General features: G+C 63.2%; 10 protein-coding genes and 1 tRNA gene. 5 read left to right on the top strand and 6 right to left on the bottom strand.

Annotated features, from left to right (window positions below; translation table 11 throughout):
* Window positions 1-194: 194 nt before the first annotated feature.
* The 3 genes from B9Y97_RS13900 to B9Y97_RS13890 all read right to left on the bottom strand — a co-directional run bounded on the left by B9Y97_RS13900 (window position 195) and on the right by B9Y97_RS13890 (window position 3443).
* Window positions 195-1232, bottom strand: coding sequence for a hypothetical protein (locus B9Y97_RS13900; protein ID WP_085527302.1), 1038 nt, complete (start codon window positions 1230-1232; stop codon window positions 195-197).
* 100 nt (window positions 1233-1332) lie between these two features.
* Window positions 1333-2739, bottom strand: a complete 1407-nt coding sequence (locus B9Y97_RS13895) for a TolC family outer membrane protein (RefSeq protein ID WP_085527301.1) — start codon at window positions 2737-2739, stop codon at window positions 1333-1335.
* Window positions 2740-2789: 50 nt separating this feature from the next.
* Entirely contained in the window at window positions 2790-3443 is a 654-nt protein-coding gene (locus B9Y97_RS13890) for a protein-L-isoaspartate O-methyltransferase family protein (RefSeq protein WP_085527300.1), read from the bottom strand.
* A 164-nt stretch (window positions 3444-3607) separates the two neighbouring features.
* Here B9Y97_RS13890 and B9Y97_RS13885 point away from each other — a divergent pair.
* Window positions 3608-3681 (top strand) — tRNA-Cys (locus B9Y97_RS13885).
* 251 nt (window positions 3682-3932) lie between these two features.
* Here the strand turns inward: B9Y97_RS13885 and B9Y97_RS13880 are convergent.
* Together B9Y97_RS13880 and B9Y97_RS13875 are read right to left on the bottom strand one after the other, a co-directional pair.
* Complete coding sequence (locus B9Y97_RS13880) at window positions 3933-4397, bottom strand: hypothetical protein (RefSeq protein ID WP_085528277.1); 465 nt, start codon at window positions 4395-4397, stop codon at window positions 3933-3935.
* 37 nt (window positions 4398-4434) lie between these two features.
* Window positions 4435-5211 carry a helix-turn-helix transcriptional regulator gene (locus tag B9Y97_RS13875; RefSeq protein ID WP_139828315.1) on the bottom strand — a complete coding sequence of 259 codons (777 nt, stop codon included), beginning with the start codon at window positions 5209-5211 and terminating at the stop codon, window positions 4435-4437.
* A gap of 669 nt (window positions 5212-5880) precedes the next feature.
* Here B9Y97_RS13875 and B9Y97_RS13870 point away from each other — a divergent pair.
* From B9Y97_RS13870 to B9Y97_RS13855, 4 genes are all read left to right on the top strand, one after another.
* A complete protein-coding gene (locus B9Y97_RS13870) occupies window positions 5881-7551 on the top strand; it encodes a hypothetical protein (RefSeq protein ID WP_085527298.1) in 1671 nt (556 codons plus the stop codon).
* A 107-nt stretch (window positions 7552-7658) separates the two neighbouring features.
* Entirely contained in the window at window positions 7659-9578 is a 1920-nt protein-coding gene (locus tag B9Y97_RS13865) for a hypothetical protein (RefSeq protein WP_139828314.1), read from the top strand.
* Window positions 9579-9609: 31 nt separating this feature from the next.
* Window positions 9610-11652, top strand: a complete 2043-nt coding sequence (locus B9Y97_RS13860; protein ID WP_085527296.1) for a type I secretion system permease/ATPase — start codon at window positions 9610-9612, stop codon at window positions 11650-11652.
* 23 nt (window positions 11653-11675) lie between these two features.
* Window positions 11676-13022, top strand: a complete 1347-nt coding sequence (locus B9Y97_RS13855; RefSeq protein ID WP_085527295.1) for an HlyD family type I secretion periplasmic adaptor subunit — start codon at window positions 11676-11678, stop codon at window positions 13020-13022.
* Window positions 13023-13154: 132 nt separating this feature from the next.
* Here B9Y97_RS13855 and B9Y97_RS13850 read toward each other — a convergent pair whose 3' ends face one another.
* Window positions 13155-14294: an alpha-D-ribose 1-methylphosphonate 5-triphosphate diphosphatase gene (locus B9Y97_RS13850; protein WP_085527294.1), complete on the bottom strand. Its 1140-nt coding sequence runs from the start codon at window positions 14292-14294 to the stop codon at window positions 13155-13157.
* Between the last annotated feature and the right edge of the window lie 51 nt (window positions 14295-14345).

Below are 14345 nucleotides of genomic sequence, written 5' to 3'. Positions count from 1 at the left end.
CAGGATGCAAGGTGCGCGGCTCGGTCGAACCGGCAGGGCGCGCCGCGGCGGCGCAACCGGCACACCCTTCAAACCTTGTGCGGCAAACCTGACCCGAGGCCCAAGATCGCGCTTCGGTGCTTGACCCGTGCCCACCGCCATGAACGCGGCCGGGCGGCTTGCGCGATGAGAACGGCGGCCGCGCCAGACCGTATTTACTCGAAGTCCTGCAAGGCAAGGGCGCGGGCGATTTCGCGGCGGACCATGCGGCGCACGTTATGGGTGATCCGTTCGCCCACCGAGCCCTGCAATTCCTCGCGCACCATGCGGGCAACCATTTCACGCAAGGCTTCTTCGTCAATCAAGGCCTCTTCGTCTCCGCCGTCATCGGCGTCGATCTCATCGGTCCCGACATCCTCCCAGGCATCGGCCGGGTCCGCCATGTCTGCCGCATCATCGAAGGCCATCGCAACGGCGGGTTCGGCGATGTCGATCGGTTCGTCCGCGGGGGGTTCGGCCTCCGGGGACACCGCCGTCTCGATCGGGGCTTTCGCCGCCCAGGCAGCGTCCGGCACTTCCTCTTCGCGGGGTGCCGCCTCCTCTGCCGATGCTTCCGGCGCGGCCGTCGCTTCGGGCTCGGCAGACACCTCGGGCTCGGCAGACACCTCGGCCGGCGTGTCTGCGCCAGAACCGGCGTCATCCGCATCCACCGCAACGGGATCTTCTTTCGGGCTCATATTGTGCTGGAACATCACGGCTTCGGGCCCGGGCGCATCTTCTCCGCCATCGGGTTCGAACTCGGTCGCACTGCGCGCGATCACCGCTTCAAGCTCGGCGATCCGGCGTTCGAGCTCCGACTTGACGCTGGTGTCTGCCGTCTCGGGGCCCGCGGGCGCCGGACCGGCCTGTTCGGAAGCATCCGCCAAATCATCCACCTCTTGCGCCATGTCTTCAAATTGAATGCCGGGGCCATCCTCGACAACGGCGGCAACCATTTCTTCCACCGCCTCAGGGCCGCCATCGCTCCAGCCGTGGCCATCGAAGGTCACCACGTCGGCGTCACGCTGGGGCGCTTCCCCGGGCTTGTCTTCTTCTTCGCCTTCGTCAACGCGGAACGCCGGCGTCAGCACGAGCTTTTCAGGTGCATCCTGCCCGGACGCTTCCCGCCGCGCCGCCCCGGCATTCTCCGAAACGAGGCGGCGGATCGACGACAGGACATCCTCGATTTCAGCATTAGAGACGGGTTCGGACATCGCAGATTCCTTGTTTACCTTGTCAGGCACAATAGCCAGAGCCCCGCCATCACACAACGGTTTGGCAAACAAACCCTTAACAAGTATCGAAAACCCGGGATTATTTGCGCCCGAGCGCCTCCAGCACGGAATCGAGACGCTCGCCCTGCGGGCTCACCTCGAACACCGGCGCATCTTTCACCGCGCGGAAATATGCCTCCGGATCATAGGTGGCGATCCCGAGCTTGAGGTGATCGGCGGTCAGCATCCCCATTGCCGCGAGCAGGCTGTAAACCGAGAGATACTGGTCGGCCTGAGAGCGGATCCTTGCCGCTTGCGCGTCAAGAAGATCCTGTTCGTAGTTCAGAACGTCGAGCGTGGTGCGGGTGCCAAGCGATTGCTCCTCGCGCGCCCCGCGCAGCGCAACCTGGTTGGCGCGGATCTGCTGATCGGAGGCTTGCAGACTGGCTTGCGCCACCGCAAGCTGCGCCCAGGCATTGGCAACCTCCTGTTCAACGCCCTGCGCCGCGATGTGCAGCGCGGCCCTGGAAGCCTCGGTCTGCGCCTTCGCCTGGCGGAAAAGCGCAGACAGCTTGCCACCCTGGTAGATCGGCCCCGACAGGGTCACTCCCGCCTGCGCGGTCCGCGACGCGGTCGTGCCGGGTATGTTCAACGGATCGGTGATGCTGGCGCCAAGCCTTGCTTCGGCCGACAGGGTGGGCAGCATCGCGCGGCGGGCAAGCTCGGTCGACATTTCCGCCACGGTGACCGAACGGCGGGCCGAGAGCACATCGGGATGACGGCTGCGGGCCATCGCCTTGGCTTCGTCGAGGCTGCGCGCGGCGAGCGGCGCAGCCGGCGGCACCTGCAACCCGTCTGGATAATGGCCGATCGCAGCCTTGTATTCCTCGCGCGCGACCATCAGTTGGCCGCGGGCCGACGCCTCGGCGCTTTTTGCCGCCGCCAGGGCGGCTTCGGCCAGCGACACGTCGGTCTGGGTGATCTCGCCGACTTCGAACCGATCCCGCGCCGCGCGCAGTTCCTGGGTGATCAGCCGCACGTTGTTGGCCTGAAGCAACGCGGTTTCGTGCGCCGAGCGCACATCGAGGAAGGCGCGAACGGCGCGCAGCAGCACGTTCTGCTCGACCCCGACCAGCGCATCGCGCGTCATCAGCACGTTTTCACGCGCGAGGTCGATGCGCATCTGGCTACGGCCGAAATCGTAGATCGTGAGGCTGGACGACAGCGTGAGGCTGTTGGTGAGCGAGGTCGTCACCACGCCCCCGCTGTTGTTCAGGTTCCAGGTCGAACTCAGCGCGTAATTCAGCACCGGGCGGGTGGCGGCCACGGCCACCGCCACGTCTTCGTCGCGCACCCGCAGGAGCGCGCGTTGCTGGTCGAGCAGGCCGGAGTTGCGGTAGGCCGAAACCAGCGCGTCAGACAGGCTTTCGGCGCTTGAAGCCACCGGGGCGAGGAGCAGCGCCGATGTCAGCGCCGCGGCAGCAATCCGTCTCAATGTCTTTCGCATTCCAAACGTCCCTCAGGCACCGGCATTGATCGCACGCGATGCTTAACGCGCTACAGCGCAAATTCCGTCACTTTTTCAAAACCGGGCAACACCGGGGCGGTCGCGTTGAAGGCAAAGCGCCAATCGACATGGTCGCCCCATTTCTGCCCGATCCGCAATGCGCCGGCCCGGTTGTCGGCAAAGATCGCCGCGATCCGGCCTCCGTCCTTGAGCTGATCGACGAGTCCCGCGGGCAGCCTCTCCACACCGCCCTCGACGACGATCGCATCATAGGGCCCGTGCTTTGCGTCGCCATCGCGAAGGCGGCCCGAAATGACAGCCACATTGTCAACACCTTGCGCCCCGAGGCGGGTTTCGGCCTCGGCAGCCATCGCCTCGTCCTGTTCCAGCGCGACAACGAAATCCACCATGCGCGCGATCACCGCCGCCGAATAGCCAAGTCCGCAGCCCAGATCGAGAACCAGTTCCCCGGAGCCGATTTCGAGCGCGTCGAGCATCTTGGCGAAGGTGCGGGGTTCGAGCATGGCACGGCCGGCACCAAGATCGACCGCCGTATCGGCATAGGCCGCAGCGCGCAGTCCATCCGGCACAAAAGCCTCGCGAGGCACCGCCAGCATCGCCCCGATCACGGGGTATCTGGTCACATCCGAAGGCCTCACCTGAGTATCGACCATCATGGTTCGAAGGGCCTGGAAATCGCTCATGTCGGAACCTGCCGGATTGCCTTTGACGCGGATGACGTTGTCTTGCCACGATTCCGGGCCGCCCGCAACACGCCCTGTCGCCTGCGCCTGGTACCGAGGCATCCCGGCGACAGATCACGGCTCTTGCGAAGCCGCCACGCTTGGGCTACATCCGCGCCAACTTCGGCGAGTTGGCGGAGTGGTTACGCAGCGGATTGCAAATCCGTGCACACCGGTTCGATTCCGGTACTCGCCTCCATTTCCACCAAGCATTCAGAACCGAGACCGCGACGAGGGCGCGGGCCAGGTTTCATCGCATTCGCGTTTGGCAGGGCGTTCCCCTGTTCCCACCCGGAGGGCGGTCCGATACGCGCCGGTTTCGCGGGTCGCGTCGTGGCGTGGCCTCGCTGCCCGGCAAGCGGTGCAAAGCTGGTGGCGCGGGCATGTTCGGCCAAGCGCCACGAGCCGGCTGAACCCCTGATTGCCGGCAGCGCTCGGGGCCTCTGCGGGTCAGATCGGGTATCCGAAACGGGCGACCGTTTGCCAGATATCGAGGTTGAGTTGCTTCAGGCGTTCGATCGTCGCGTCGATGTTGGCGACCTCTTGCGCATCCGCCACTTCCTGCTTGCCGACCAGGATGCGGTTCTTGCGGTCGGCGATCCGCATCATGATGGTGTTCAGCTGGCCACCTTCGGGATCGAAGGAATAGATACAGTGATTGTACTTGTTGCGCAGCGAGGATTCCTTGCGAAAGCGCGTTGTCAGTTCGAGGATTGCGTCGCGTTGCGCCTGCGGTGTGCGTGACAACTTGGCCAGCCGGTCAACCAGGTCGAGCCGGGCGCTCGTGGTGTTCAGGGTGAGGAAGATGACAATCGCCACGTCCTTGTCGACGTCCGCAAGTCCGGCGATCAGGTGGATGAACAGGCTTTCGGTATTGGTCCAGTTGAAGTTCAGTTGCCCCACGCGCAGAAACATTTCCCGCAGGGCCGCTTCCTTGCCTTGCGGCGGGGTTTCAGGTTTTCGCGGTGGCATAGATCATTGCAGCTTCCGTCCGGTTGTGCACACCCAGCTTGGTAATGACGTGGTGCATGTGCAGTTTCACCGTGTTCTCCGAAAGCCCCAGCTTGGCCGCGATCACCTTGTTCTGATAGCCTTCCGCCACATGTTTCAGAACCTCGATCTCGCGCTGTGTCAGCCGGTTCAGGTTGTTTCCCGAAGACGGCCAGGATGCGGATTCTGCATTCGCGAACGCCTTGGCCCGGTTCGGCGGTGCGCCCTGGAGTCCCGGCAGCGTGGAGAGCGCCTCGATCAGTTCGGTCGCCACGTAGGTATGCCGCGAAAGGCACAGCTTCAGCATCGAGATCCAGGCATCGAAACTCAGGTTGAGCGGAAAGAAGCTCGAAATCGCGGCCGGGTAACAGCCGTTGGCAAACACTTGCCGGACCCGGTCGACGTCGCAATAGGCGCAGGCAATCCTTGCGGCGGACTGGTCTTGCACCCAGCTCGAAACAGCGGTGTCGAGTTTTCCGGCCGCGGTTTCGTCAAGTACGACCAGGCGCAATCGTTCACGCCACATCGGCAAGGTTTCGATCACCTGGTCGACGGAGTCGTGACGACTGACCTCGACCTTGTCGACTTCCGCTTCGGTCACGCGGCAAAGCCGCTCCGAAAACGTCTGGTTGCCGGAAACCAGCGCTATGACGCCCCGTGATGAACGGCCCACGCTTAGATACTCGGTGGAGGAATGACCCCACGCGTCATCCAACTGACCCATTGCAATGCCCCCCAAACAAAACTCTGCACCGCTCGATGGGTTTTGCCGAAATCAATCTCGATATTGATCTGGTAGAGAACGAGGATCGTAGCATTGAAGCAGGTTCATAACAACGATTGAACGGCTTCCGCCGTCGTTTTTTTAACCAATTGATCGATATAATTCATCCGGAAGTTGTATATCTAATCCTTTTGGGTACGTCCCTGCCCCCTCCAATCTGGCTAGTCCAGGTATTCCTGAGGTTCAGAGCGCATAGTACGAAGGTACGAATCGCTCCCATTTAATCTCATGGAATTAATAATCTTTCTCCTCACTTTCATATCTATTCCGAAGTGTTGGCTATTTTCGCGGCCTGATTCCCTCTCATCCTTTGAGGTGCACGAAGTTGTGCAGACCCAAACGGGGGACAGCAATTGCCGAAGGGATCGCGCTGGGCCTTGCCGGATTTCTCAACTGGAAACCGCCGGCTCCTGCCTGAAGCACCACGCTCTTCGGATGCTCCTGCCCCCGAGAAAGGAAAGGGAGCAACCAGGGACGATTCATCTTGAGACAACGGGCTTTGCGATGACCGAGTTTTCGTCATCGAGGCCCGATCACGAAAACAACTGGAAACCAATCGCATCCGAAACCATGTCACTTGTAACAGAGCGGTGACGATCGGATGCCTCACATGGAGAAAATCCAATGAGTGTGTTCAAAAACAACAATATCCTTTTCGGTGCCGGCAACGTTGTCGGCGTCGGTCCCAACGTCAGTGGCGGCAAGGGTTCCAAAAACGTCAACAAGAATGACAATGACAATGACAACGTCAATGACAACGACATTGACAACGAAATTGACAACGACATTGACAACGACAACACCGCAAACAACACCGCGGACAATGATGCGCTCAACACCGCCGACAACGATGCGCACAACACTGCGGACAATGATGCGCACAACACTGCGGACAATGATGCGCACAACACTGCGGACAATGATGCGTACAACACTGCGGACAATGATGCGTACAATTACGCGAAAAACGTCAACGACACTGACGTGAAAACTGACGTGAAAACTGACGTGAAAGTGGACGTGGGTGTTGGCCTCGATGGGCTGCCTTCTGACGACGATTTCGCCGATTTCGATCTGTCCGGGGGCAGCTCGACCGGCGATATCCTGATGGCCCAGAAGGGTGGTTCGGTGAACTACTCGAACGGTGCCGGAAACGACATCAGCCTGAAGGATGTTCTCGAAGGTGCGCTGAACGGTAGCGGCAACGATGCCGGAACGGTCATTGCCCAGTCGGCGACGCTGCACGACAATGACGAGCTCAGCAACCCGCAGGTCCACAACAATTCCAACTTCCAGCAGCAGGGCAGTGCCCATGGCGGCACCGCGACGTCCGACGAGGGCATCGAAGCCCAGCCGGAAGGTGGTGAAGGTGGCGGTGGTGCCTCCACCAACGGCGGCAATGGCGGTCATACCGCGGCCTTCGCCGGCGGTGCCGTTGCAGGCGGTGGACACGGTGCCAATGGCGGCCACACGATGGCCAAAGGCGGCGACGGCGACGACGGCGGCGCCGGGAGCGGCACCGGCGTAGGCCTTGGCGGCCTGGGTGTCGGCGTCGGCGTTGGCGCAGAGGGCAACAACCACAGCTCCACGGGTACCGGTGGTACCGGCGATGGCGGTGATGGTGCCGAAGGCGGCGACGGCGCGCCCGGCGCGACCGGCGGAAGCGGAGCTGCGGCGGCCCACGGTGCTGCAGCGGCCGCTGCAGCCGGCGGCGGCGGCCTGGCCGGATTTGCGGCTGACGCCGCAGCAGATGCCGCGGCGGACGCGGCGGCTGGCGATGCCGGTGATGGTGGCGCAGGCGGTGCCGGCGCGGCCGGAGGTGCCGGATCTGGCGGCGACGGCGGCAACAGCGGCAATACCGGTAACGCCACCGGTGGCGAAGGCCTCGGCTTTGGTGCCGGCCACGGCATCGGTGTCGGCGGCGGCTACGGCGAAGGCGGCGACGGCGGCCATGGCGGCAAAGCCTTTGCCATGGGCGGCGACGGTGGCATGGCCGGTGGCGGCATGGCCATGGGCGGCAAAGCCCTTGCGGTTGGTGGTAGCGGCGGATCAGCCGGCAATGCCACCTCCGGCGATGGCGGTGCAGCCGGCCACGGCGGGATGTGGGGCTCCCACAACGGCGATGACGGCTACGTCAACGGCCTGTCGGAAGCCCAGGCATCCGCCGTTGTCGATACCTCGGCCTTCAACATGGATATCGTGCAGGGTGCCAACATCCTGGGCAACACGGTTGACATGACCGTTGTCGGCGGCTCGCTCTCCTCGACCTTGGTGGGCGAAGACGACATGACGTAAGTCATTGTCCGAATGAAGAAAAAGCCTGCGCGACCTTGGTCGCGCAGGCCACCGTCAAACCAAAAACAATCACGTGTATTTAACTGTCCACCGGGTGGGGCAATCAGATGGCCTTTGATCTCACAACTGAAGCAATTGCCCATTTTATTGGTTCATTCAATCAGGTTACCGAGCAAGCCCGGCTGCGCACCGATCACGATCCGTTTGAACGCGAGGGCCCCGAATACGACGAGGGCGTCGGACTTCCAAACATAAATATTCACGTATCGGCACCATTGAACTTGGTGAGTTTCGATCCGGGTATTTCCTACAAATTACCACTCCTGCCCTTGCCTGATCGGTTCATGCCGACATCCGTTTTGCTGAAATCAAAATTCGACCCGTCAGTGCCGTATATCTGGAATGGCGATTTTCCGATCGGCCCGGTCGAGCCCTATGCGGCGCTGCCATCCGGGTATTCTGTCAAATTCATCATTCAACCACCGCCGCCGCCGTCGTCCTTCGCGGCGGTTGTCGTGCAACAGAACCTGCTCCTGGATTCCGATATACTCATCGGGATGACACCCGGTGAGCTTGTGTCGCCGGTTGCACAGTCACTGGCACTTGAATGGTTGGTGGGAGCGTCCGGCAACCTGGCCGGCCCAATGGTTCCCGATGTGCCGGAAAGCGGCGACGCGATGGCCACGACAGCCCACGAGATTTTCGACGCGGTCACCAGCTATGAAGCCGCGGCAAGCCCGCCCTCGGCCAAGGTGGTCGTTCTGACCGGCGACCAGGCCGTCGGCACCCATGTCGATGGCGAAGCCACGGATATCGTCCCCGATCTTGAAGCCGCCCTGCCCGAACTGCCCGAGGAAGACGATGATGTCGGCCCGGCCCACGACGTGATCACCGGCGGCAACACCATCGTCAATCAGGCCCATGTCTCCTATTCCCTGGCCGACGCGCCGGTGATCGCGGTGATGGGTGACAGCCTGTCGTTGTCGAGCATCAGCCAGACCAACGTGATCAGCGACCTCGACATGATCAACGGTGCGCTGAACGGCCCGGGGGCGGAGGGCAACACGATCAGCAGTATCGCCTCGATCCTGAGCCTCGCCGCCTCGTCAGATGATCCGGAAGCGGCTGGCGGCGACCTTCCCGGCATTCCATCCTTCGCATCCGTGGTGCGCCTGGATGGCAACGTGGTCAACTTCAACTACCTGCTGCAACAGAACCTGGTCAACGACAACGACATGGTGAGCCTGGAGCTTTCGTCACACGGGACGTTCATCGAGAGCGGCGGCAACCTGGCGGTCAATGCCGCCAGCCTTCTGGCGATGAGCTTTCAATACGATCTGATCGTGGTCGGCGGCGGCATCATCAACGTCAGCATGATCAACCAGATGAACGTGCTGCTGGACGACGATTTCATCACCTACCCCGACGATGACGCGTGGTCGGTTTCCGGCAATGACAACGTGCTCTGGAACCAGGCCAGCATAACCTCGATCGGCGTCGACAGTTACCACCAGATGTCATCGGACTTCGATGCCTTCGTCACCAGCCTCGCCGAAGGCTCCGACGCGGTGCCCGAAAGCATCCGCGCGCATGAGGCATTCGCCGGCGACGACGTCCTGAGCGTGCTCTACATCGACGGCGATCTGATCAACCTTCAGATCATAGATCAGGTCAATATCGTTTCCGACTCCGATCAGGTGTTCCTGGCCGGCGGCGGTGGCGGGGCGGGCCTGATTGCGGGGGCGAACGCGCTCATCAATATCGCGGCCATTTCCGAATTCGGCGTCGACTCCGAGATCCACGTCAACGGCGAGGCCTATTCCGACGCGCTGATGCACCAGGCCGGTTTGATCGTGACCGAAGACAGCGATCTCCTCGCCGGCGGCGAAGGCGGCCTCGTGAGTGAAGCCGTGGCCTTTCTCATGGATGGCAGCGAAATGCAGCCCGGTGACAACAGCGAGGGCTACACCGGCTACGTCAGCGACGACGAACTGGGCAATGATCCGATGGGCGGCATGGTCGCCTGATTGAAACCACAAACTCACTGGCAGCGGTACTATGAACAAGCAGACCAAACTGGCCGAACCGGGGGATCCCGCCGCCACAAACCACAGCGCCAAGCGGCGCAGGCCGGGCATTCTGACCCTGCAGCCCCATCAGCGCCTCGACGGTGACGGCCGGTCCAGGCCGGAGAAGCCGGCGGCGCGAACCAAACCGGCCCCCGACACGCCCCGGATCTCGGATGCGAAGGTGATTGACGCCAAGGAGGTGCCAACCGCCCCCATCGCACGGCCGGACTCGGGCAACCAGCCCCCCGCCGGAGGCGGCGGCGGCAAGGGCGGCGGCGGTGGCGGCGGTGGCGCACATTTTCACCGCCGGACCGGCCCGGTCGATTTCTCGGGCGATCTCAAGGCCGGGCTTGCCGCGGTACGCAGAAACCTTTCCATCGTGATGCTGTTCAGCTGCGCGACCAACATCCTGATCCTCGCGATCCCGATCTACCTGTTCCAGATTTCCGACCGGGTTCTGACCAGCCGGTCGGTCGACACGCTGATCATGCTCACCGCCGTCATCGTCGGCGCGGTCGTCTTGCAGGCGTTCTTCGACGCGATGCGCCGGTTCGTGCTGATGCGCACCGCGGTGGAACTGGCGGCGCGGCTGGGCTCTTCGATCCTGAGCGCCGCTGCCCGCGCCGCGCTCGCCAGCAACGGGCGCGAATACCAGACCTTGGGCGATTTGCAGCAATTGCGCAGCTTTCTGGTGTCGGGCACGCTCCTGGCGTTTCTCGATGCGCCCTTCGCCCCGCTCTTTGTGCTGGCGATCTTCCTGATCCATTTTCAACTCGGGCTCATCGTGGTGGCCACGGCCCTGCTGCTGCTGGTTATCGCGTTGATCAACCAGCGCATGACCTCCGGGCCATTCACCGTCGCCAACCGGCATCAGAGCATGGCCAACATGCACCTCGATTCGATGTCGCGAAACAGCCAGATCATCAATGCTCTGGCGATGATCCCCGAGGCGGTCTCGATCTGGGGGCGCGATACCGCGGCGTCACTGACCGCACAGGTCCGGGCGCAGGACCGCAACATCACTTCGGCCGCGTTTTCTCGCGGCGTGCGCTTGCTGACGCAGGTGAGCATGTTGGGGTGGGGTGCGTTCCTGGCAATCGAAGGGCAGATCACCGGCGGCATGGTCATCGCCGCCTCGATCATCGCCGGCCGCGCACTGGCGCCGATCGAAGGGGCCATCGAAGGCTGGAACCAGTTCATTTTGTCCCGCGCCTCCTATGGGCGGATCTCGGATCTGCTGAAGGCATCGCCGCTCAATCACGAACGGCTGCTCTTGCCAAGCCCCGAAGGCCGGCTCGATGTGGAGCGCCTGCTCTATGTCCCGCAGGGCACCAAGAGCGTGGTGTTGAACGGCGTCAGCTTCAGCCTTGCCCCCGGCACATCGCTTGCGGTGATCGGCAATTCCGGTGCGGGCAAGACCACGCTGGGCAAGATGCTGGTCGGGGCCATCCTGCCCACCTCGGGCTGCGTCCGGCTCGACCTCATGGATCTGCGCAACTGGGATCAGCGCCAGTTCGGCGAGAACATCGGCTACCTGCCGCAGGACGTGCAACTCTTCCCCGGCACGATCAAGGACAACATCGCGCGGATGCGAAGCGATGCGACCGATGAAGAGATCTATCAGGCCGCCAAGCTGGCGGATGTCCATGAAATGATCGCGAACCTGCCACACGGCTACGAAACCATCGTTGCCGCCGATGGCGCGCCCTTGTCGGGCGGGCAAAAACAGCGCATCGCGCTGGCGCGCGCCTTTTTCGGCTCGCCGCGGCTGCTGGTGCTGGATGAACCCAACTCGAACCTCGACGTGGCCGGCGACCAAGCGCTGGCCCGCGCGCTGCAACACGCCAAGGACCAGGGCATTACCGTTGTCGCCGTGACCCAGAAGCCCTCGTTGCTGGGACATGTCGATAAGATCTTGCTGCTTGCCAACGGCTCCGTCGCGATGATCGGGGCCCGCGAAGATGTGCTCAAGTCGCTGTCCGGCGACAAGCGGGGGCAAGGCGGCGGCAGCATCACCGACAACCGGACCTGACCCACTGATCGGAGGAACCACCCGTGACCGTAGTCACCTATCACGAACCCCCTGCCGAAGCTCGCTGGTTTTCCGAGGTGCCCCGCTCGATCAAGCGCCTGACCTTTGTCGGCATCACCGTGATGCTGATTTCCTTCGGCGGCTTCGGGGCCTGGGCTTTCATGGCACCGCTGGCCGCAGCGGTGATTACGCAAGGCTCCTTCGTGGCGACCGGCAACAACCAGATGATCCAGCACCTGGAAGGGGGAATCATCAGCGATATCCTGGTTTCCGAGGGAGACCGCGTGAAAAAGGGGCAGCCCATCATCCAGCTCGACAAGACCGCTGCGCAGGCAAAACTGCGCGAGCTCTACCTGCGTCGCGCCCGGCTTGAGACCGTCGCCGCCCGACTTCTGGCCGAATACAACGGGGACGAAGACTTTGCCGTGCCTGCCTTCCTCGATGGGAGCGCGGATGATCCTGCCTTGAACCAGATCATCGTCAACCAGCGGCTCATTTTCGAGTCCTCCCGAGCCAAGATCGCCAAGGATGTCGGCCTGCTGGAAAGCAACATTCTCGCGCTGAAAAGCCGCGAGACCGGGATGCTGGCGAAGAAAACCTCGCTGGAACGCCAGATCGACCTGCTCGACGAAGATATCACCGCGCAGAGCACGCTGCTCGAAAAGGGCCTGACACAGAGATCCCAGATCAATTCCCTGTTCCGGGCACAGGCCGATGGCCTCGGCCAGATCGGCCAGCTTGTGGCCGAAAAACAGGAGATCGAGGCGCTCATGGACAAGCACCAGCGGCAGATCGAGCAGGTCTACGTCGAGCACAGAAAGGCGGCTCTGGATGAGCTGCAAGCCGCCGAGAACGAGCTCGATACCGTGCGCGAGAACTACAACCGCGCGCTTGAAGTGCATGGGCGCTCGGCGATCCTTTCACCTGTCGCCGGCACCGTGGTGCGGATGAACTACAACACGCCCGGCGGCGTGATCGAGAGCGGCAAGACGATCGCGGAGATCCTGCCCGCCGATGCGCCACTGATCATCGAAACCAAGCTGCCGCGCACCGACATCGACAGCGTGAAGATCGGACAATCGGCCACCGTCCGGCTCGTGGCGTTGAACCAACGCACCACCCCGGTGCTCTACGGCACGCTCTATTATGTCTCGGCCGATGCGCTGCCGGACGAGTCCAAGGTCATGCCGCAAGAGTTCTATCTGGCCCGGGTCCGGCTCCCGCCCGAGGAATTCTCGCGGATCAGTGGTTTTTCGCCAACCCCCGGCATGCCCGCCGAGGTGATGATCCAGCAGACGGAACGCACCTTCTTTCAATACCTGACCAAGCCGATCACCGACTCGATGTCGCGCGCATTTCGGGAACAATAGGCGAGACGCCTGGCCTCATGGGACAAGGACGCCGGCCCGACCCCGCTTTCGCGAAGGACCATGCCGAAACACCCCGCCGCGCGCCTTGTGCGGGCATTCATGCCAGGTCGGCGGCACCTGCCGGCGACAACCTCATCCCACCTGGCGCCCATGGCACCACACACCGCGCACAACCGGGGTATCCTGCACCCGCGCAACCCGCACGAGATCGCCGTGCAGCCCCGGCGCGATGCGGCCGCGGTCGTCGAGCCCGGCGGCGCGGGCGGGGTTGGCGGTGACGGTGGCGATGGCGCGCGGGGTGTCTTCCCAGAGATCGGCAAGCCCGAAGGCAGCGGTCATCAGCGCCGAGGGCACATAATCCGACGACAGGATATCGAGGAGCCCCGCCTCGGCCAGATCCTTCGCGGCAACGTTACCGGAGTGCGATCCGCCCCGGATCAGGTTCGGTGCCCCCATCATCACCGCGATTCCGTGCTCGTGGCAGGCCCCGGCGGCCTCCGCCGTGGTGGGAAACTCGGCCAGGCGGATGCCATGCGCCGCGCTCACCGCCACCTGTTCGCGGGTGGTATCGTCGTGGCTCGCCAGCACCGCGCCGTAGCGTCGCGCGGCGGCCACCGCCTCGGCCTCGTGGCGGTCGCCATGGCTGTCGCGCAGCGCCTTGAGTTCGGCCACGTGGGCGTCGAACTCGGGATCGGTGAGGCCGAGCTTGCCCTGCACGTAATGCCTGAGCTTGGACACATCGCGAAACTGGCGCTGGCCGGGGGTGTGATCCATCAGGCTCACGATTCCCACCCGGTCCTCGGCGCCGAATTCATCGAGTTCCTCGACCAGCGTTTCCGAGCAAACCTCGGCGCGCAGGTGCAGATAGTGGTTGATCCTGAGCGCGCCCGCCTCGCGCAGGCCCCAAAGCTCGCTGGCGAGGTTGCGCGCGTATTTCACGAAGCGCGCCTTGCCCTGCGGGATCGACCCCACCCGCATCGCGTCGAACACCGTGGTGATCCCGACACTGGCCAGTTCGCCATCGTGGGCCAGGATCGCGGCGGCATGCGGCCAGTCGACCTTCGGGCGCGGCTCGATGTGGCGTTCGAGGTTGTCGGTATGCAGCTCGACAAGGCCGGGGATCAGCATGTCGCCCGCGAGATCGACCGCACCCGAAGCGCGGGTGGTGCCGCTGTCGATCGCCGCGATACGGCCATCGCGCAGCGTCAGGCTGCCGGTGATCACCTCGTCTTCCAGCACGATCCGCGCGTTGGTCAGGATCTGGTCGGTCATATCGCTCTCCGTTGTTCACCGCGCTTGACTGCCACCGCCCCGTCACCGAAT

It is taken from the genome of Maritimibacter sp. HL-12, assembly GCF_900177545.1.
Classification (GTDB): domain Bacteria; phylum Pseudomonadota; class Alphaproteobacteria; order Rhodobacterales; family Rhodobacteraceae; genus Sinisalibacter.
This window is presented reverse-complemented; position numbering and strand designations above follow the sequence as displayed.